This is a genomic window from Lacipirellula limnantheis, assembly GCF_007746075.1.
GTDB lineage: Bacteria > Planctomycetota > Planctomycetia > Pirellulales > Lacipirellulaceae > Lacipirellula > Lacipirellula limnantheis.
Window position 1 is genome coordinate 5259694 of sequence record NZ_CP036339.1, and the last position, 20473, is coordinate 5280166.

Genomic DNA, 20473 nt, shown 5'->3' on the forward strand with positions numbered 1-20473 from the left:
GTTTTACGAATTGGCGCCGTTTGGCTGGACGGCAGGACCTGGAGAACTGGGAAAAGTTGCCATCGGCAGATTCAAGGATTGAACCGCCAAGGACGCCCAGGTTCGCCAAGGAAATGAGGGGGCTTGGACCACGACGGCACGATGAACGCCTGATCCAGGCAGTTCTTGTCACTCCATCTTCGCGCCTTCGCGCCTTGGCGTGAGACAATTCTTTTTGAGATCTCGCGCCAAGGCGCGAAGGCGCAATGGAAAACCGGGAGAGGTATGGTTCCCGTTAGAGTCATCGCTCAAGCAGTGCAAAACGTTCAGTTTGCTGGCGTCTGCGGCTTGCTGTTTTCGACGGCGACAAGCATAATGAACGGCAGCGTTGGAACGGCCGCCGTTCGCCCCAGATGTCGACCGAAAAGGAGCTGACCTGTGTTAACCGAAAGTGAAGTCTCGCGTAGCTGGAACAAGCTGTTTAAGAGCGGCATTTTCACCGAGGTCAGCTTCGAGAAGGCCGAAGCCCTCCTCGAGGAGCTTCGCCCCACCAGCCCGCTGCGTCATCGACTGACGTCGGAGCTTGAAGAGCTTCGCCAGTTGCACGGCGAGCGCGTCGAGGCTTAGCTGGCCTGCTGAATCGCGGATCCCATGGCGAGTTTCCTCGCCGGCTTGACCTATTGAGCGGTCGCAGTTCACTCTGCGATCGCTTTTTTTTGTGCGCCGCTGGGAACGAAGCGGTCGCCATGGCGCGCTACCAATGAAAACAGCCCCGACCGAAGTCGAGGCTGTTCATAATACTGCTGCTGAGCGGCTGGTTAGAAGTTCACGTCGAAGCCGAAGTTGGCGCCGTTCATGAAGACCTCTTGCTTGCCGGCCTGGTCGTCGCGGAAGCCCATGCGGGGCAACTCGTAACGGACCTGGCTCGCCGCCCGGCTGACGTTGTCGATGAACAACGCCGTGTAACCAATTCGCAAGGCGACCGAGCGGGTTAGTTGGTAGTTCAAGTCGGCCCGCAGTTCAGTGGTCGGCGAGAAGTCGTTCTCTTGCTTGCCATGGTCGGCGACCGTGGTGGCGAAGTAGATCGGCTTGTTGTACTGGCCGGGAACCAAGCCTTGGCCGAGCATGGTGTTCTGTTCGAAGTTCTGCACGTTGTAGGCGAAGAGGAAGCGGCCAGCCAGATCGAAGTTCCAACGCTTCCGCTGGTGCGTCCAGCGAGCCGAGATCTGCGGACCGACGAGGTTGTTGGTGATGCGAGTGTTCCAGAAGCTGTCGCCCAGCGTGCCGCCCCAGTCGTTGGCCAGTGCATTGGGCGTCGCTGGGTTGAACGCAAAGCCGTTGACGTCGTAGTCGTCTCGCAGCCTGAAGTACCGGACGCCGGCGCCAAGCTCGACGTTGTTGTTCTGGTGCTTGTCCATCTTGTGGTTGTTGCTCAGACGATGCGTCCGCATCAACTCGATGCCGCGGGTCTGGGTGGCACTGCGAACCGTGAGGAACTGGAAGCTGACCGGCAGGTTCACGATGTCGTCGAAGTCGCCGCGGAGGTCGCCGATGAGGAAGCTGTCTGGTTCGCGACCCGGATCGTCCAGATCGTAGCCGTCGGGACCGAATTGACCGTCGCCGTCGATGTCGTCGGCGAGGCCGTCTGGTTGGAAGGGGCCGCCGATCGGGCCAACGACGTCGATGAAGCCACGCATCAGGTTTAGCGGGTCGTCAAACACGATCATCACGGTGCCGTAGAGCGTCGCCTGAGTTTGCGAGCCGTAAAGCTGCTGATCGGCGAAGGTCGGGCCGTCGAGGACGTTGATATTCCAGGCCTCGTCGCCGTTGTAGTAGCTGAAGTTGTAGCGGTGACCCCAATCGAAGACGTCGCTGGGGGGCGCCGAATCAAGGCCGCCCAGCAGGACCGGCGGGGCGATGTTCACCGGCACTGCAGTGCCGTCGGCGATGAAGCGCCCCGTGAGGAACTCACGCCACGGTCCCAGCGAGCCGTCGTTAGTGCCGCCGGTGCCGATGCGATTTCGCTCGCCCATGATGCCCCACGCGAGGCGGTCATAGGTGAAGCCCCAACCGCAGGTGCGTTGAATGGGCTCGCAATCGAAATCGAAATCGACCGGAGCGAACCACTGCATGTCATGCTCGCAGCACTCATCGCAGAAGGCGTCGGCAGCCTGAGCCGCAGCCCTTTCCGCGCCCGATGCGAGGAGAAAACAAGCGGCGAGCCAGTGGGTGAGCTTTCGAGCAGTCATGGTATGGAACTTCCCCTCGTGGGAGCGCCGCAGGTGGGCGACGCAGTCCGGATAAGCGCGTGGCCGCGTGTTGCTGCCGGCGCGATGTCTCTGTGCCGGTAGTATCGGATGCGCCTGATTCGCCGGTTGAGTAAAGGTGGTAAAGTCTGACGAAAATGACGGTCATTCCGCGGAAGAATGCTAGCAACAGGCTCGTCGCCCAGGCCAAACGGCCCGCCGGAGCGGCAGAAAGACTAACTACGAAGGCACAAAGGGCACAAAGACGCACCAAGGAAGCTGGAAGACAAAGGCAGAGAATGATCAGGAGGGCTGGCTTCGTCGCCTGGCTTTTTCACTAGTCCCTTCCGCCGCAGTCGCTTTTCCTGCGTTACTGGGCGTTTCTTGGCGGTCTTTGTGCCTTTGTGGTTCATCTTCCTGCGCCCGCCGAGTTTGTACTGCGAATTCCCCGGGGATATACTTCCGCAGCGCGAGCAACAATTTGGGAACGACTCCCTAAGGCCGCGCCCGAGGCGAAAACTCCCCATGAAACGACGAATCTTCGCAGCGCTGTGCCAACGAACTTGGTGGGCCTGGCTGCTGGCGCCGCTAGCGGCGTTCGGGTGCGGAGCGGGGCTCCAGGCCGACCCGCCGGCAGCGGCCACGAAGGAATCGACCAGTCCCGCGGACGCTAACGCCGCGGAACTGGGCGAGAAATGGGTTCGCCTGCTAAAAGATAAGGACGACGAACCCGTCGCCCTGGAAACGGCCATCGTGCGCTATGTGAAGGTGGCCGACGTCGTCCCCGGCCAACCCGCGGCCGATTACCGTGAATACGTTGATCTGGTCGGGGCGGTCCACATCGCTGACAAGCGGTACTACCGCGACCTGAACCGCCGATTCAAAGGCTATGACTCGGTGCTGTACGAACTGGTGGCGCCGGAGGGAACGGAAGTTCCCCGCGGCCGCGGCACGCCGAATACGCACCCGCTGGGAATGTTGCAAAACGGCATGAAGTCGATGCTGGAAGTCGAGCATCAACTGGAACAGATCGACTACACCCGCGACAACATGGTGCACGCCGACCTCTCGCCCGACGAGTTCGTCGAATCGATGGCCAAGCGGGATGAAGGGTTCCTGCAGATGTATTTCAAGCTGCAAGGCGCGGCGATGGCCCAGCAGAGCAAAGCGGCCAGCGAAGGGGTGAACGCCGACTTCGACATCCTCGCGGCAATGTTTTCCGACGATCGGCCCCGGCAGCTGAAGATCGCCATGGCTCAGCAGTTTGAAGGAATGGAAGCCCTGATGACGGGCTTCTCCGGCCCGGAGGGCTCAACCCTGATCACCGACCGCAATGCCCGCGCCCTGGAAGTATTGAAGAAACGCCTCAAGGCGGGAGATAAGCAGGTGGCGATTTTCTACGGGGCCGGCCACCTGGCGGAAATGGACGAGCAGTTGGAGCAGGAATTTGGGCTAAAGCCGGTGGGCGTCGAGTGGGTCGAAGCTTGGGACTTGCGGGAATAAACAGCCGCGAGCTCCTGGTGAAAGCTCGTCTGGACAGAACGGCCAGGCTATGTTGCCTTTTCGCCCGCCCGGCCGAGTGCTAGAATGGCGAGCTTTCGCCGGCGCCGTGTGGGCTGTCCGTGCATGCTCACACCGTTTGTTTGGGAGTTCGTCCGATGGCCAAGCCTGGTCGCAAAGTCAAGAAAGCTAATCACGGCAAGCGTCCGGCTTGCAGCCGCCCGCGCAAGAACCGTCGCCAGCAGGTGAAAACCTGATCCGCCGCCTGAGGCCAGCCCTTCACCAGGACTGCCGCCCCGCAACGCCCACGTAGCCCCGCCCGCCCGCGGCGGGCGCGCAGCACGCTTCGTGGCGAAACGGCCCGTTGGCAGTGGCGCCGCAGCAATGCGCCGTTATCGGTGGCGAACCACGTTGAAAGATTCAACCAGACAAGCGAACTGGCAAGAGGAGCGACCGTCGTGCCAGCTGTAGAACTGATCGTCGATCCCGCCGAGATCGACTTCAGCAACGTCATTGCCGACATCGAGGAGATTCGGCGCTACATTCCGCAGCGCCATGCGATGGAGCAACTGACGGCGATCGTCTACGACGATCTGGAGAGTCACGTCTGCGTCGGCTACCGCGACCTGACTGACCAAGAGTTCTGGGTCAGCGGCCACATGCCGGCCTTCCCGCTGTTGCCCGGCGTCATCATGTGCGAGGCGGCCGCGCAGGTGCTGTCGTACCATGTCCAGCGGAACGACCTCTCCGGCGTTGAAGTCGTCGGCTTTGGCGGACTCGATAACGTGAAATTCCGCGGCATCGTGCGGCCTGGAGACCGCCTGACCATCGTCGTCCAGGTGACGAAATATCGCCGCGGTCGCATGGTGGTTTGCAAGTTCCAGGAGTTCGTCGGGACGACGCTGGTGTGCGAAGGAGAGTTGACCGGCATCGCCTTGCCGTCAGATATCTTCGACAACGGCGCGGCGAAGTAAAGGCAAACCCCAAGGACGCCAAGTGCGCTAAGGAAATGCACGAGTTTGGAACCGCCGATGAACGCTGATAGACGCAGATAAGACAAGACAATTCTTATCCTCTGCGTTCATTCGCGTTCATCGGCGGTTTCATTCTCTTCCCTTGGCGTTCTTGGCGGTTTAATTCTTTGGAAAGCAGTCGAAGCTATGGGTCGCCGGGCGCTCCCGAAAATTGACGAGACGATCGACCTGTCGCGGCACTTCTACAAGGTCGAAACGCTGCCGGCGCCGTGGGACCCGGCGGCGATTTTTGGGCGCGACGCGCCGCTGGAGATCGAGCTCGGCAGCGGCAAAGGGCTGTTCTTGCAGAACGCCGCCCTAGGAACGCCGGAGCGAAACTTTCTCGGCGTCGAGATCGCCTACAAGTACGCAAAATTCATCGGGCATCGGCTGGCGAAGCGGCACATCGCCAACGCCGTAGCGGTGCATGGCGACGGCTTGAAGATGTTTCGCGAGCAAGTCCCCGACGCCTCGCTGGCAGCGATTCACGTGTACTTCCCCGATCCCTGGTGGAAGGCCCGCCATCACAAGCGGCGCGTGATGAACGAGTCGTTCCTGGCGGACGTCGTCCGCACGCTGGAACCGGGCGGTCGCCTCCATTTTTGGACCGACGTCAAGGAATACTTCGACGCGGCGCTGGCACTCATCGCTGAAGTGACGCCGCTGGTCGGTCCGCTGGTAGTCTCGGAAAAGAGTGCGGAGCACGATCTAGATTTCCGCACGCATTTTGAACGCCGCACGCGCTTGCATGGCGAGCCGGTCTATCGGTCGGAGTTCGTGAAGTCGTAGCCGCCTATTGCAGCCCCGGGCTCCGCCCGGGGGTCGGTTTCCATCCCGGTAGACATCGTCGCGCGTAACGCTACCCCACGGCAGAGCCGGGGGCTGAAATACGAAAAGCCCTAGCCCGCGGTCGTCGCGGCGGCTTCGTAGGTGCGCTCGGCGTCGGCTTCGGCGTGGTTGTGGTAATTGTCGAGCGCCACTTGGTAGAGCTTCTGACCCCACGGCGTCGGGTAATCGCCGGTGATGCACGCGCGACAAAGCTGGTCGGCCGGCTTGCCGACGGCGCGCGAGATCGACTCGACCGGCAGGTAGCGGAGCGAATCAGCGCCAAGCTCCGCCGCCATCAGCGCGAACATCTCTTCGCTCGGCAATCCCTTCTCGACGAACTGCGGCGCGAACAGCTCGCGAATCCGCGACATGTCGATGCCGTAGAAGCAAGGGGCGATGATCGGCGGGCACGCGACGCGGACATGGATTTCCTTGGCGCCGCCGACCTCGCGAATGCGGTCGAGCAACACCCGCATCGTCGTGCTGCGGACGATCGAATCTTCCACGAGCAACACGCGCTTGCCGCGCAGAACCTCCGGCAGCGGCGTGTACTTGGCCGCCGCCTTCGCGACGCGACCGGCCCCCCCTTCGATGAAGGTCCGACCCGCGTAACGGTTGCGGATCAGTCCCTCGACGCTCGGCACGCCAAGCGAATAGGCCATCGCGTCGGCCGCCGCCTTGCTGGTGTCGGGCACCGGCACGACGATCAAATCGTCGCCTTTGGGAATCGTCTCCATCCGGGCGAGTTCCTCGCCGAGCGCCTTGCGCGAGAGATAGACGCCGCGGTCGTCCATCGTGCTGGCGACGTTGGCGAAATAGATCCACTCGAAGAAGCAATGCGCCGTGCGACGCCGTTCCGTGAAACGCTCGATCGATACTTTATTGTCGACCACGGTGATCGCCTCGCCAGCCTCCAGCGAGCGAATCGATTCCGGCTGGAAGCCAAGGTTGAGCAGCGCGACGCTTTCGCTCGCCGCGGCGAGCAGCGGCCCTTCGATGGCGTAGCACATGGGTTTGACGCCGAGCGGATCGCGGGCAATCAGCATTTCGCCCTGAGCGTTCAACAGCGCGAGGCTGTAGGCGCCGTCGAAACGCGTCGACACCGCCGCCATGATTTCGATCAGCGACGGTCGGCGATCGCCCGACAGTTCTCGGCTGATCTCGTGCATGATGATCTCGGTGTCGCTCTGCCGGGTGAGGTGGTGGTCGTCCTCAGCCAGCAGCTTGTCGCGCAGGGCGGCGTAGTTCGCCAGCTGGCCGTTGAAGGCGAAGCTAAACCACTTGTGCTTTTGCAGATGGTGCCGCTCAAACGGCTGCGCATAGGTCACGTCGTCCTCGCCGCAGGTGGCGTAACGGACGTGGCCAATCGCTGCGCGACCGGCGTAATTCCGCATGATGCTCTCGGCCTTCGCCTTGTGGTTCAGGCGAAAGGCCTCGCTCACCGTGCCCAGCTTGCGATACGTCTTCAGCAGCTGGTCGCGGTCGGGATTGTAGGAAGTCATCCCCGTCGACAGCTGCCCGCGATTCTGCACGTCGAGCAGCATCCGCGGCATCAGCCGCGAGACTTCGTCGGGGCCTTGGACCGGACAGAGGGGGCTGACTTCATCGCCCTCCAGGTGATAGACCGCGACGACGCCGCATTCATGGTGGAGTTCGTCGCTCATGCGCGATGGGCGTGGGGGTTGATTGTTCCGAGGCAGGCGAGCCGGGGCGTCTCGCCCCCGGAGAGCTGTCATTCTACGCGCAGCGAGCGATTCTCTCAACGCCCCGGCGGTTCGTTGACGCGCGACTACTTCCGCCCCTTGAAGAACTTGTAGGCCTCCTTGCCCACTTGCTTCATCGCGGCGTCGAGGTCGTCGTCGGTGCTCGATCGCGGATTGTACGTCCCCATGACGACGACGATGTAAGGACGTTCGGGCAGTTCGACCAGCGCCCACTCGGTCAGCAGCCCCGGCAACTCGCCCGGCTTGAACGCCACAGAAACGCTTTGCGGGACGGTTGAACGAATCGCTCCCGACTTCAACTTGCGAAGAATCGAGAGCGCGTGGTTGCTCACTTCCCGGTTGACGAATGTTCCCTCATGCAGCAACCGCAAGATCCGCGCGGCGTCGGCCGGGGTCGAGAGATTCTCCTCGCCGCGGGCGGCGGCGGCCGCATCCATCATCCGGCGGCGCAGCACGGTCTGCTCGCAGCCCAGCAAGGCCATGGTGGCCGTGACATTCTCCATGCCAATCTGGTCGATAAGCATGTTCGTCGCCGTGTTGTCGCTCATCACGATCATCAGCACGCAAAGGTCCTCGATGCTGAGCTCGACGGTGCGATCGCCGAGCTCGGCGAGAATGCCGCTGCCGCCGGTTTTGTCCTGTTTCTCGACCCAGCGGCGGTCGGCCAGTTGCAGCTTTCCTTCGTGAGCCTGCTTCAGGACCTCCAGCAGAATCGGCGTCTTGATGCAACTGGCCTGAGTGAACTGCCGATCCGCGTTGACCTCGAACCGATGCTGGCCGGCAAGATCGGCGACGACGAGCCCGAACGTTCCGTCAACGCCGTCGGCGATCGCTTGGAGCCTGGCTTGCATCTGGCGGTCGTCCTCGCTCACGTTCCCCTCCCCTGCCCTAGCCTGACTCTGAAGTAACGCCGCAATAGCAATCAGCGCCCTGAAGAATGTCTCACGCAAAGGCGCAAAGGCGCGAAGCCAAGGCCTAGCGACATCGTCCACGAATCGCTCGAACTGAATGGCACGCAGCATGACGTCCCTGCAGTACTTCCCGGGTCTTCTTTGCGCCTTCGCGCCTTTGCGAGAGATCTCGTCTTAATGAATTATTTGCCGGTAGCGGTCCCTGCCGGCTCTTCTTGGTGCTGGTATCGTAGCGCCGCGATCAGCGCTTCGCCGTATTCTTTCCACAAGACGTCGGGATCCATGCCCGCGTCGGCGGGGAGTTCGAGCGTGATGATAGGTCGCCCCAGCGTCGTGCCGACGAACGAACCGAGCGACCCCGGCCGGCTGCCGAGCTTGTCGAGCGGCAACTTGCATTTGGCCGCCATCGCCTCGGCCATCTTGTCGGCGGGGCCGTCCCAATCAACGCAGTTAAGGGGTTGGTGAATGCTCACGACGCGATTGGGGAAGTACTGGCACAGCACCCGCATCAACACGCGACTCTCGGGTTCCGACAGCGGCGTGGCGCCGTGCGGCTTGACGTCGGCCGCGCCCCAATTGCCGGCGGGAAAGTTGCGGTTAAGGTCGACTCCGTTCCGATTGAAGCGGACGTTGTCCGCAAATCCGTCGGGGTTCGCCACCGGCATGATCACGATCTTGCGCCCCTCCACTTCCTCCGGGTGCTTCTCCAGCCACTCGACGAACTTGGCCGCCAGCGGCGTCCCGGCCGCCTCGTTGCCGTGGATCGTCGCGATCAGCCAGAAGACGTCCTTGCCGTCGCCATAGACGTTGCATTCGATGGGCCGACCGCCGATCGTTTCGCCGACGACTAGCTTCTCGACCTTAATCTCCGCTCGCACGGTAGCTGGAGCGACGACGAGCGAAACGAGCGCCAGCGACCAGGCGGCGACGCGGAGCATGCGAGCAATCATAAAAACTTCCTCGGCGGGAACTTAGACGGCGTCAGGCGCATCGAACTGGCGCCAGCGTCGTTGATCATCATCGCGCATGGCGGGCGCGTCAATTCTGGCGGGCGTCGTTACAAACGCGTTACGCGATCTTCATTGCGGCCCAGGCGTCTTCAATCGTAGGCTAAGAATCGACTCAGCCGCCGTGCGCAGCGATTTCTCTCATTCACGCAGGAGCACCTCTCATGACTCGTTCGGTCCGTTACTTGGCGTTTGCCGGTTGTCTGATATCGTTGGCGTGGACCGCGTCCGTCTGCGCGGCCGCACCGGTCGAGGGGCGCGTCTCGGCCGTCACGCTCTATCGGGGTCAAGCGCAAGTCACGCGCGTCGTGCCGATCGAAGGCGCCGCCGGACGGCTGGAGGTGGTCGTCAGCCAGCTTCCCGAGCAGATCGTGCCGAACAGCCTGTTCGCCGAGGGGGGCGATGGCGTCGAGATTCGCGCCGTGCGGTTTCGCACCCGCGCCGTCGGCGAAGAACCGCGCGAAGAAGTGCGCAAGCTCGACGATGAGATTCTCGCTGCTCAGCAAGAACTCGATCTCACGACCAAGCGACAGGCTCTGCTCGTGAAGCGCACCGAGTATCTCGCCAAACTTGAAGGCTTCGTCGCGCCGACGGCACAGGCGGATCTGACCAGCGGAGTACTCGACGCCGAGGCGCTCGAGCGGATGACGACGTTCTCCTTTGCGCAGCTCGAAACGATCGCCAGCGAGGAAGTTGAGCTGGCCAAACAGGCTCGCGTGCTGAACGAGCGGATCGAACTGCTCAATCGCAAGCGGGCCGAGATCACCGCCGGGGCGTCCCAGACCCTCCGCGAGGCGGTGCTGTTCATCCAGAAGAAGGCCGAAGCGCCGGCCGAAGTTCGTCTTAACTACCTGGTGAACAACTGCGGCTGGTCGCCCTCGTACGTGATGCGCGCGGCGGCCGATCGCAACAACGTGCAAGTCGAGTACAGCGCGCTCATCCAGCAACTCTCCGGCGAGGATTGGAACGACGTTGAGTTAACCCTCTCGACCGCCTCGCCGACGCTCAGCGCCGCCGGCCCGGGCCTGGCGCCCCTTCACGTGATGCTGGCCAGCGGCGATCAAGTGGCTGCAATCGTTGCGGCTAACGGACCCGAGTCGGGCGAGCTGAATTTTTCGATTCCCATGCAGAATGCCTCGAAGAGCGCAGTGCAAGGCCGCATCTCCGGACTTCGAGCGCAGCGATCGGAAATGAGCCAGGCGATCGGCAACGCTGGAAACTTCGCCGACGTCAACCGCTTCAGCTGGAGCTTGAACGACGTCGCCAGCTCGTATCAATTGCTGGAGCTTGGCTGCTCGTTGAGCGAGTTGCGGAGCGAGTCGTTCGACGATGGCGGCGGGCCAAGCATTAGCTATTCGCTCGGCCGGGGCGTCAGTCTCGCCAGCCGCACCGATCAGCAAATGGTGCGCATCATGCAGGCCGCGGTTGACAGCCAGTTCTATCACGTCGCCGTGCCGGTCCTGACGCCGCACGTCTATCGCGAGGCCGAACTCAAGAACACCAGCGACCACGATCTGCTTGCCGGTCCCATGACCGCTTACCTCGACGGCCGCTTCGTCGGCCAGGGCGAACTGCCGACCGTGGCGCGCGGCGAACGCTTCGTCGTCGGCTTCGGCGCCGACGCGCAGCTGCGTGCTCGTCGCGAGCTGGTCAACAAGACCGACGGCACCCAAGGAGGCAACCGCGAGACCCGCTTCGAATATCGTCTGGTGGTTGAGAACTTCGGCAACGAGCCGACGCCGGTGCGCGTGATCGACCGCCTCCCCCACGCCGAGAACGGCGCTGACATCCGCGTCACGCTCGGCAAGACGAGCGACAAGCTGAGCGAAGATACCCTCTACGCCCGCGAGGAGAAGCCGATGGGCATTCTGCGCTGGGACGTCGACGTGGCGGCCGACGCCGCCGGCGAATCGGCCCGGTTGATCACCTACGACTACGGCGTCGAGTACGATCGCAAGGTCGTCGTGTCTCTGCCGTCGACGAAGGAAGTCCAGCAGCAGGAGTTCGAACAGCTGCAGCGAGATCGGCAGAAGCGGTAGGTCAGCCTAACTCGACAGAGGCCCGCCTCGGTCCCCGGCTCGTCAAGCCGGGGACCGGTCAAAATCGAGGCGCCGAGCCAGCATGCCGAACTGTCCAATAGGCGCCGCCCTTTACGCTGCGACGTTGCATCGACCTCCGAGAAGGTGGGCCGAACCCCCGTTGTCGCTAGGCCAACGGGTAGATCGGGACATCGCCTAGCAAGTGCGGGAACTCGGTTCCAACGACCAGTCGACCCACTGCCACTTAAACAATAAACATTTATTGCCAAACGATAAATTTCCAGTTAGCTTCACTAGCTCAAGGAAACTGCATCCAGCAGGCCCGCCCGAACCGCGCCGTGGCGCCGACGGTCCAACGAGGGCAGCCCGTGAAACGAAGCGCAACCACGTTTCTGCAGATCGTCGTCGTCCTCCTGGGCCTCGCCGCGCTGGCTTTCCTGCTATGGGAACCTCAGGTCGAGGGGGTGAACCAGAACGCCACGCTCTTGGAAATTTACTTCCAAGATCCATTTTTGGCGCTGGTCTACGCGGGCTCTATTCCGTTCTTCGTCGCGCTCTATCAGGCCTTCCTGGCGTTGGGACGCGTCGGAAGAAATGAAGTCTTCTCCCCGCAAGTCGTGAAAGCGCTGCGAATCATCAGATACTGCGCGCTCGCCATCGTTGGTTTTGTCCTCGTCGAGGCAACCTGGATTCTGCTCATGGACAACGGCGACAGCGACAATCCTGGAGTACCGATTTTTTTGGGAATCCTGATCATTTTCCCGTCGATCGTCGTCGCCGTCGTTGCCGCCATGCTGGAACGGATCCTGCAACACGCCGTGGAGCTTAAAGCCGAGAACGATTTAACCGTTTGACGAGTCCAGCATGGCCATCATCATCAACATCGACGTCATGCTAGCGAAGCGCAAGATGAGCGTCACCGAACTCGCCGACCGCGTCTGCATCACCATTGCCAACATCTCGATCCTGAAAAACGGCGAAGCCAAGGCCATCCGCCTCTCCACGCTCGAAGCCATCTGCCAAGCGCTCCGGCGCCAACCGGGAGAGATCTTGGCCAGTAGCACTTGCTTATCGCATGGAGCGCCGTTGGCATCGTGCCAGGGAGCCGTTGGTAACCCCCCTGCATCAACCAACGCCCGCAAGTCGCCCGTATTTCCAGGCATTACGCCAGCGATGCGGCCAAAACAGCTGGCCTGCCGCTGAGCAATCGCCCAGCGGCAGGCCAGTACATCCTTCGAACGAGTTGCCCCGGTCATTCCGTAGTAACCTTAACTCCGACGACGGCGTGCGCATCCCGCCACGAGCCCCGCCGCAGCCAGCGCCAGACCGATCGAAGCAGGCTCCGGAACCGCGCCGACCACCGGCGTCGCCGACCCATAGCTTCCTTTCCAGGTTGCGAGATCGGCCGGGCTCAATGGATTCGGCGAGCCCCCGCGCTGCCAGACCAAGAAGTCGGCGCCGTCGACTTTTCCATCGAGGTTAAAATCGCCGCCGACCGTCGTCGGCCCGGCGCCCGGACCGGCGACCAACGCCAAGCCTGTATTGGCCGCCAACGTATTCCCCGGCAAACTCTCCGCCGACAGCGGGAAAAACTTCGCGGCGTCGAAGCCCGTCGCCAGGTAGTCGCCGGCCGCCGCCCACACCTCAAGTCCGGCATCGCCAGTGCCTTGTCTGTGGAAGGCTTCAAACGAGTAGGTCCCTTCGGGCAGGGTGATTTTGCCAAACGAGTTGACGTTGCCCGTATTGCCGATGTCGGCCGAGAACCACAAGTCGCCGCTGCCATCGAGGTCCGTGAGCGTGGCGTCGTCGTCGCCATTGAAGTCGGAGACGCCCGTGAAGTCCTGTCCAATGATATGGAACGCCGAGTTGTCGTCGGACTGCAGCGAGAACGTCAACGTCTCGCCCGGCAATCCGTCGGTGTTGAGCACTTCGAAGGTCCCGTTCACTTTGGTCCAGAAGTCAGGAAAGTCCGGATTGGTGACAATCGGAAACTTATTGACTTGGGCTGCCGGCAGATTCGCGCCGGGGCGGCCGCAGCAAATATCGGCCGGTCCGCCGTCCGACAGAATCACCTCGTTGAACGACCCCGTCGCACTTGGCGTGATGAACTGCGACTGAGCGATCGCGTCGGGAATGTCGGCGGTCGCACCGGAATAGTTGTCCACCGTGGCGTTGCCAACCATGCGTACCGGCTGCGAGGCTCCCGACTGCGCTTTGCTCGAGGGATCACCCAGCAGAATGTACTGGGCCGAGACGTTCGGCGTCGGGTTGACGAAATCGCCCCGCGCCGTGCTCAGTTCCCAGTACGCGCCGCCGCCGTTTTCATACGACGTGAATTCGACGTCGTACGTGCCGGGAGCAAGGTTGATGATCCCCTGCGTATTGCTGTCGCCGGTCGGCGTCATGTAAACCAGCGAGCCGTCTTCGTCGACGTAACCATTCTTTGCGTCGGCGAACTTGTGCTGAACCAGCGGGCTCGATGGCGTCGACTGCGACAGAATTCGCATGGCGAAGCCGTCGTCGCTGTGCGCGTTGAACGTATAAAGTCCTCCCTGGCCGGCCGGGACTTGGAACGTCCCCTTGATCACCGTCTGAACGTCGTTGTCCTCGACGCCCGCGACATGGGAAAGGAAGGGCAATTCGGTTCCAGTCACCGCGCCCGTGTTGCCGCCGTTGGTCTCAGGATCGCGAAGGTCGATGCGCGGAGCCGTGCCGTCGACCAGGGTGCCGACGCCCGAGGCAATCTGCGCGACGCCCGCGCGCGCATTCTTCACCCCGCCGACGTCGCGGACTTCCCGCACGCCAAACGCGCTGGCCGTCCCATTCGGGCCGGGCAGTCGAGTGAGCGGCGACGGAAACACGCGCGTCAACGCATGCGGATTCGGCCGTGACGGCGGCAGCGATGGCTGGGTCGCCAGATTGGTATCCCATTCGATCGCATAGCCAAACGCCGCTTGACCTTCTCCGTCCGAGCGACCGTTCGGGTCGACGGCCGGTTGGTCGGCGTCGTAGCCGCTGCCATTGTCGTTCCACCCGCCGTTCGACACCATTTGCCCGGCGTCCTCGCCGCCGGCGTCATTTGGTTCCCCGGGGTTCCAGTTCTGATAGGTGAACGGCTCGCCGTTGGCCCACGCCCAGCCCATGGTGAGTTTATCGGCCGTATCATTCGACTCCGTGGCGCCCGGCGCGAGGCCAAAACGATCGGTTAAGCCGATCCAGCGATCGCCCGGGGCGTTGGCGTTGACGAAGGCATTTTCCGCCGCGCTGCCCATCACGACGAGATGACCCGTGCCAGGGCCGCCGGTGGGATTCGGCGCTTTCAGCGCGTACTGCCACGCCTCCTCGAAAGTTAGCACGGCTTCAATCCGTTCATAGACGTTCCAGGTGTTTCCCGTCCCGAACTGCCCGCTGAACAAGCCTCCTGCATCTGCTTGGTCGACCAGCCCGCAAAGGCCTAACCCAAGCGTCACAGCGGCCGCGACTTGCGTCCGCTTACGGTTCCGCAATTCGGAATGTCTCAATAACATTTCTGAAATCTCCTGAAGCTGAAGCAGTGAAAAGAGGCGAGATGCGAACGCCCCCCACTGAACCAGCGCGAACGAAACCGCCATGCGTGAGGACAGCTTCGACGCGCTGCGCCGCCGACCAACTGACAAGACGTCGGCGTCTGCCCCGCCGCCGTAAGGGCTCAGGTCCGCATTCCCACCCGATACTTTTTGGGACTTCTATATCCGTATTTACGCCCGGAACTCTGCCGGGGCAGCGATGCCGGTCAATGTTTAGACGCAATCGTTTGGACGTAGACCAAGTTCAGGCGCAGCGACGCGCGCGAGGAAGTGCACCGATGCGCGGCCATCCGCACGCAGCTTGGGAAAAGTAAACTCTTGGCAAGTTCGGCGCCAACGCTACGCAGCGCTCAAGTCCACGCTACTTGGCTACTCGTCGATCGATGAGGGGCTAGTCGCTTGATCCACACTGGTTCACGGCGACTCAAAGATGATCAACAACGACTCAAACGGTCCGGAGTTTAGTTCCGTCGTAAGGGCTTGTCAAATGTTGCGCGCGCACTTTATTTATTGAGGGCGCCGGCGGCATCAGCGGCGAAGACGTCGCCATCGCGTAAGTGCCCCGAGAATCAGCAGTGCTGCATTCGTTCGCCGCAAAGAGAATCAATCGATCGTATGATCCTTTGCTCTTCAGCGAAAAAGATGTCAATTAATTGTGTGAGTCTTTGCTCGCGACGCACGTCCAGCGCTGAGGCGTTGCTGCCCGCCATGCGCCAGGGTTGAGGATGAGCCCAACAACTGGCTCAGCTCACCGCCAGGCGAGCGAGCCCCCAAAGCTCACGGCAAGCCGCGTGGCATTCGCTTCGCCCCCAGCCGTGAGTACGCAGAACTGCCGACTAGGCATCGCGATTCACGCTGCTGCCCATGGCTGCGGCGGAGCACCGCCGAGGTCATCCCGCCCGCCGACCGGTGGGACAACGCAGGATACGAGGCATCAGGGGATATCCTGGGGACGAGACAAGCGTTCGCGATGGGCCTCGCAACTCTTCCGGTAGGTGAACTTCAACCCGAGGACGTGAGCGAGCATCACCGAGAAGATGCAGATGATGGTGGCACGGTCGGTCCAGTCGGCTCCGGGCATGGAACAGCCGCTGATCCATGCGCAGACGGCAACGTACGGGATGAGCACGAATAGCACAAATGGAAGGCTGAATCGCATGTTCACTTAGTTCGGGCGAACTCATAGACCCAAGCGATTGCAGCGACGAACAGGAATGCGAACAGTAGCAACGGACGTGCGGCATCGGTGCTAGCCACTACCTTGGAGAGCATCGCCAGCACCGCAGCAACGAGTGCTGTCAGGATCAACGCCTTCCGCACATTGAAACGCATGGTCACTCCGCTCGCCATTTGCAGATCACGCGGCGTGCCAGGAAGAAACATAACGTGCCGACGAGCCATAATCCCGTGAATACCGATGCAAACATTAAGCGGAGAACGTTGCGAACGATCGGCTGCTCCTGGGTGTCGTAGTGCTCAGATACGTCGATTGAATCAGCAAGTACCCAAGTAGCGCCCAGCCCTGCAACGAATGGGACGAGGTAGAACAACAGGAAGCGAAGAGACAGACGCATCAGCCAAGTGTAACAAACGCTGGGCCCAGTGGAGAAATCCACCGGCTTTGTCGTTAGCGGGAGATTGCGCAAGCGGATAGCCCTAGTTGGCGTACCCGTCTACCAGGGCGGCGCAGCCGCAAGAGGCAAGGCGCCAAAAAACCGCTTCGTCGCCACCTCGCCAACGTCCACTGCGTTGCATCATCCGCTGTAGCCCCGGGCTCCGCCCGGGGGTCGGCTTCCACTCCGTGAGACATCGCGGCGCACAACGCCATCCCCGCGCCCACGATCAGCATTGCACTTACCTGCCCCCCCAACGCCCACGGCGTTGCATCAACCAGCCCAGGGTTGATCGCGCCAGCGATCTACCCTGGGCAATCATCCACCAAACGCATCCCCAACGCTGCAGGCGTTGCACAAATTTCGCTTCGTGCGGCGGTTGCAGATTCCGACGAGCGAATAAATCGCGAGCATCGTCATGGCGAATGAAGTCGGCTCCGGAACCCCTACCTTCGCCGTGAATACCCCCTGGCTTCCGTCGGTGAACTTGAGCACGAAAGCCAACGTGCCGTCGTCGTTGAGTTCCGAAGACTCGCCAAGGCCGTTGGGGCCGATGCTCATGACTGTCCGAACGTCGCCTGGCGCCACCGTGAATGAGTTTCCTTCGCGGACGATAAGCTGCAACGCTCCGCTCGTGTCCGTCACCCAGAGGGCGCCGTCGTTATCGGTCGTCACGCCACCAGCGCCAGAACGCAGAAATCCAGGGAATTTGATCTGTCCGAGATTATTGTGCTGCGGCCTCGCGCTAACGAGATTAAATGAAAACACGGCTCCTGCAGGGAGGCCCGGGGCTTGATCTCCTTCGCGCATCACGAGCGACAATCCGCCTGAACGGTTCGTCCAGATCCCTTCATTGTTGTTGCTGTTCAACTCGGCGTTCGAGCCGCGAAGGTTTGCATAGAACGCCGACTTTCCGGCGTCGTTGAAGCTGGGAGGGCTCAGGAAGTCGAACACAATTCCAGTCGCCGTGCCCGGAGCTGGGTCTCCGCTGCGTGCAACGAGCTCCAGAGGGCCGTTTCCTTCCGCCCAAATCCCTCGCTCGTTGACATTGTCGATAACGTCGCCCCCTGACAGTTGCCAGTACCCTGCGAGTTGCCCTAGCCCGTTGATTCGAGATGAATCGATGATAAATGCAATCTTCGTTCCTGCCGGCGTTCCTGGAGCTTGATCCCCAGTACGCAAAACCAAGTCGAGACTTCCCTCGCGGTCCGACCAAATCCCACGATCCGTGGAAATCGCCCCGACGCCAAAATTGGCGGCGAACAAGATGGAGCCGTCGTCGCTAATTAATGGCGGCGAAAATGAAGTCAAATCTAGATTGCTGCCGCCGAAGTGCGTGCCAGCGGGCGCTCCGGGCGCCGGTTGGCCTTCTCGTGCAACGAGCTCGAGCGCGCCGTTGCGAAATGCCCAGATCCCCTCGTTGCTGTTTGCGGCGGCGCCTGCGGCTAAACTTCCCTTGAAGACGATCTCTCCCGCCTCATTGAGACGCGGAAACTCTAAGGGACCGAAACTCGCACCACCCGCCCCAGATGCGAGCGCACCTTCTCTGGCAAGCAAACTGACCGCCCCTCCGACATTCGTCCAAATGCCGTCGTTGTTCGTACCGCTGACGCCGCCGGCTCCGCTGGACAAGGTTCCTTGAAATGCAAACTGACTCGCGCTGTTAAAGCCTGTCAAACGAAAAGTCTCGGAGAATGTCGCTCCCAGCGGAGCGCCCGGCGCCTGAGTTCCCTCGCGCGCTGCCAAGACAAGATTGGAATTGTGTTCAAACCATATCGCTGTATCGGTGCTTGTCGTTGCCGTGCCGATGTTGGTTGCGAATTTGGCTTGGAACGTCGTCTCGCCTGCGTTGTTCAGGAGCGGGGTACTGAACGTCCCGAGTACGGCGTTCGATCCGTCCGGAGCTGTTTGGCCGCTGAGTGCGACCGTCCGAAAGTTGACTGCCGCTTGGACTGAACTGCAACATAGAACAGTACTCACCAGTAGAGCGCATTGCGTAGAGCGACTCATGAGCCCCCCTCCTCTTTAAGATTAGGTGAGAATTCGGTTCCAGCGAAATTCCTGCTAGTACGGTATCTTGTCGTAAGCAATATCGCAACAAAATGCTACGAATAGCGAGAATTCGCGACTTCTGGGCAATTTCGCCGGAACCCGCGGGGATCTGCCGGCGGGAAAATTTGGAACGCATCTACCGCTTACTCGATAGCAGACTGGCAGATGGACCTAGGCGGCGTCGTGGCCACAAGTGCCGTCTAGAAATTGGCCACCCAATTCGCTATAGTGATCGCATGTCCATATACTGCGAGATCGCCGTAGCCCGCCGCCATCCACGGGGAGCGCCTCGCTTCCCAGGCTACGCCGCCGACCGCAGTCGCCTTCTCCAGCCCCCGGCTCCGCAACATTATGCAAACGCCATCAGATCGTTTCCTCGTCGCAAGTGGTTTCTAGCGGCCTGGATGCAGAGTTTGGCGTTCACCCAGAGGGTGACGCGCGGCAGTCGCCTCACCCAGTTGGGGAGTGGTCCGAGCCCGCCGCCGAAATTGGTGAGTTGAGCGAAGCGTTGCTCGATGTACGTCCGCTGCTTGAAGAGTGCTTGGCCATCGGCGGTCGTCAGCAGTTCGATCGACTGCAAGCGGCCGATGCTGTGGCGGCGGTGGCCCAGCGCTCGTCCCGCGCGACGCTGCGGAGCGATCAACGTCACGCCCGACCGTGCGGCGATCTCGTGCAGCGGGTTGCTGTCGTAGTTGCCGTCGGCCAGGACGCAGCCTCCGCCGACTTGCGGCAAGAGTCGCCGGGCGACCGTCTGTTCGCTCACGTTGAGCGGCTGGATTTCGCACGCCACGAGCGCATCGATCGTCCAGACGGCGTGCAGCTTGTAGCCGCGGGCCGGGCCGCCGACGCCATGCCCGCGCGTGGCGTCGGGATCCTTGCTGAAGCCTCCTACCGGCAACGGCTTACCGTCGAGGAAGCTCACCTCCGGCGGGTGCGGGCCCTGCCAGCAACGCTTCCTCAACCGCTCGATCAGTTCCACGGCCGCCGCCGTGCGGAGACGACGGCTCGCCGTCGATTGGCTCGGCAGCCGCACCTGCCATGACGACGGCCAATTCTCCGGCCGACACGCCCAACTCACCGGTCGATCGTGGATCACCGCCCAGAGATAGACGCCGACGATCCAACTGACCGAATAGACGTGTCCCGAACGATCGCTGCATAACCGCCGAGTCAAACGGTATAGTACGCTCCAGAGTTCGCGTTCCATGGCTCACCTCCTAGAAACGTGTCAGGTCTCTAGGAACAGCCTGGAACGCGGGCCTTTTTACCGTTAGCGACGCGTGCTAGCTATTGCATTATGTTGTCCGCCGGGGGGTAGCGTCGCAGTCGAGGACGCGCACCGGCATGCAAGCCGACCCCCGGGCGGAGCCCGGGGCTATCAGTCGCGCGACGAGGGCTCCCTCTGTGCGCTCGCCTCAAATACCCAGCCACCCCGCCTGTCGCCCATCCTGTCGCGACAAATCGCCGCCGCGACACCCTTGGCGACACCACAACCCCATATCTCCCAACAACTTCCGCTTTGTGTCGCCAAAAACGCGTTTCGCGACACTTTGCCCACGACAGACCTAGTACAGGAAGTTTGCTGTGGGAGGCGCCGCCGACGCCGATTCCGCTCGCCACCACCAGCCACGTTGGGGTCGCCACGCCGGTTCGGGGTCGGAGACCCCTCCTGCAGATCTTCATGCACTGCCCGCGTGCGACAGATCCTGCTTTCCACCCACCACCCGCTGTCGCAAAAACCGACCGCGCCCATGTTGGTCAACGAAACGCCGATGGCCGCCTTGGTCGACACGGCCACCATCGCCGACACGCAAAAACCAGCCCTTTTTCACCTGCATTGCCGTCGGGGCCGTCATTCCGAGGGATTCCGAGGAATCTGGCCGGACCCTTCGGAGTACCTCAGGGTGACTGGTTCAGGCCTGACAGTTCCCGTCCCGGCAACTCTTGTCCCCTCCTGTCACCAGTCACTAATCCCTAGCGACCGCCTCCAGCTCT

General features: G+C 61.8%; 17 protein-coding genes. 8 read left to right on the top strand and 9 right to left on the bottom strand.

The features are described 5' to 3' along the window. Positions 1 to 417 precede the first annotated feature (417 nt). Complete coding sequence (locus I41_RS20510; RefSeq protein WP_145434781.1) at positions 418 to 606, top strand: hypothetical protein; 189 nt, start codon at positions 418 to 420, stop codon at positions 604 to 606. 191 nt (positions 607 to 797) lie between these two features. Here I41_RS20510 and I41_RS20515 read toward each other — a convergent pair whose 3' ends face one another. Then, entirely contained in the window at positions 798 to 2228 is a 1431-nt protein-coding gene (locus I41_RS20515; protein WP_145434782.1) for a BBP7 family outer membrane beta-barrel protein, read from the bottom strand. A gap of 522 nt (positions 2229 to 2750) precedes the next feature. Between I41_RS20515 and I41_RS20520 the strand changes: the two genes are divergently transcribed. The 4 genes from I41_RS20520 (at position 2751) to trmB (ending at position 5527) form a co-directional block, all read left to right on the top strand. Beyond that, complete coding sequence (locus I41_RS20520; RefSeq protein WP_145434783.1) at positions 2751 to 3728, top strand: hypothetical protein; 978 nt, start codon at positions 2751 to 2753, stop codon at positions 3726 to 3728. A gap of 155 nt (positions 3729 to 3883) precedes the next feature. Then, complete coding sequence (locus tag I41_RS28670) at positions 3884 to 3982, top strand: 50S ribosomal protein bL37 (RefSeq protein ID WP_369299135.1); 99 nt, start codon at positions 3884 to 3886, stop codon at positions 3980 to 3982. A 201-nt stretch (positions 3983 to 4183) separates the two neighbouring features. Then, positions 4184 to 4699 carry a 3-hydroxyacyl-ACP dehydratase FabZ family protein gene (locus I41_RS20525; protein ID WP_145434784.1) on the top strand — a complete coding sequence of 172 codons (516 nt, stop codon included), beginning with the start codon at positions 4184 to 4186 and terminating at the stop codon, positions 4697 to 4699. 186 nt (positions 4700 to 4885) lie between these two features. Then, positions 4886 to 5527 (top strand): tRNA (guanosine(46)-N7)-methyltransferase TrmB, encoded by a 642-nt coding sequence (gene trmB / locus I41_RS20530; protein WP_145434785.1) that lies wholly within the window; start codon positions 4886 to 4888, stop codon positions 5525 to 5527. Between the two features lie 110 nt (positions 5528 to 5637). Here the strand turns inward: trmB and I41_RS20535 are convergent, their stop codons facing one another. The 3 genes from I41_RS20535 to I41_RS20545 all read right to left on the bottom strand — a co-directional run bounded on the left by I41_RS20535 (position 5638) and on the right by I41_RS20545 (position 9151). Continuing rightward, positions 5638 to 7230 carry an amidophosphoribosyltransferase gene (locus I41_RS20535; protein ID WP_145434786.1) on the bottom strand — a complete coding sequence of 531 codons (1593 nt, stop codon included), beginning with the start codon at positions 7228 to 7230 and terminating at the stop codon, positions 5638 to 5640. A gap of 125 nt (positions 7231 to 7355) precedes the next feature. Beyond that, complete coding sequence (locus tag I41_RS20540; protein ID WP_210421014.1) at positions 7356 to 8162, bottom strand: serine hydrolase; 807 nt, start codon at positions 8160 to 8162, stop codon at positions 7356 to 7358. Positions 8163 to 8383: 221 nt separating this feature from the next. Next, positions 8384 to 9151: a DUF2817 domain-containing protein gene (locus I41_RS20545; RefSeq protein ID WP_145434788.1), complete on the bottom strand. Its 768-nt coding sequence runs from the start codon at positions 9149 to 9151 to the stop codon at positions 8384 to 8386. Positions 9152 to 9372: 221 nt separating this feature from the next. On the opposite strand from I41_RS20545, the gene I41_RS20550 reads away from it, so the two are divergent. The 3 genes from I41_RS20550 to I41_RS28780 all read left to right on the top strand — a co-directional run bounded on the left by I41_RS20550 (position 9373) and on the right by I41_RS28780 (position 12450). Then, complete coding sequence (locus I41_RS20550; RefSeq protein ID WP_145434789.1) at positions 9373 to 11247, top strand: DUF4139 domain-containing protein; 1875 nt, start codon at positions 9373 to 9375, stop codon at positions 11245 to 11247. A 368-nt stretch (positions 11248 to 11615) separates the two neighbouring features. Beyond that, entirely contained in the window at positions 11616 to 12101 is a 486-nt protein-coding gene (locus tag I41_RS20555) for a DUF2975 domain-containing protein (RefSeq protein WP_145434790.1), read from the top strand. A gap of 10 nt (positions 12102 to 12111) precedes the next feature. Continuing rightward, positions 12112 to 12450 (top strand): helix-turn-helix domain-containing protein, encoded by a 339-nt coding sequence (locus I41_RS28780; protein ID WP_145434791.1) that lies wholly within the window; start codon positions 12112 to 12114, stop codon positions 12448 to 12450. Positions 12451 to 12515: 65 nt separating this feature from the next. On the opposite strand, the gene I41_RS20565 is transcribed toward I41_RS28780, so the two are convergent. From I41_RS20565 to I41_RS20585, 5 genes are all read right to left on the bottom strand, one after another. Further along, complete coding sequence (locus I41_RS20565; protein ID WP_168207053.1) at positions 12516 to 14774, bottom strand: lectin-like protein; 2259 nt, start codon at positions 14772 to 14774, stop codon at positions 12516 to 12518. A gap of 973 nt (positions 14775 to 15747) precedes the next feature. Further along, positions 15748 to 15972 carry a hypothetical protein gene (locus I41_RS20570; RefSeq protein ID WP_145434793.1) on the bottom strand — a complete coding sequence of 75 codons (225 nt, stop codon included), beginning with the start codon at positions 15970 to 15972 and terminating at the stop codon, positions 15748 to 15750. Positions 15973 to 15974: 2 nt separating this feature from the next. After that, positions 15975 to 16196, bottom strand: a complete 222-nt coding sequence (locus I41_RS20575; RefSeq protein WP_145434794.1) for a hypothetical protein — start codon at positions 16194 to 16196, stop codon at positions 15975 to 15977. A gap of 548 nt (positions 16197 to 16744) precedes the next feature. After that, positions 16745 to 18436, bottom strand: a complete 1692-nt coding sequence (locus I41_RS20580) for a DUF7453 family protein (RefSeq protein WP_145434795.1) — start codon at positions 18434 to 18436, stop codon at positions 16745 to 16747. Between the two features lie 391 nt (positions 18437 to 18827). Then, positions 18828 to 19685, bottom strand: coding sequence for a transposase (locus tag I41_RS20585; RefSeq protein ID WP_145429803.1), 858 nt, complete (start codon positions 19683 to 19685; stop codon positions 18828 to 18830). Between the last annotated feature and the right edge of the window lie 788 nt (positions 19686 to 20473).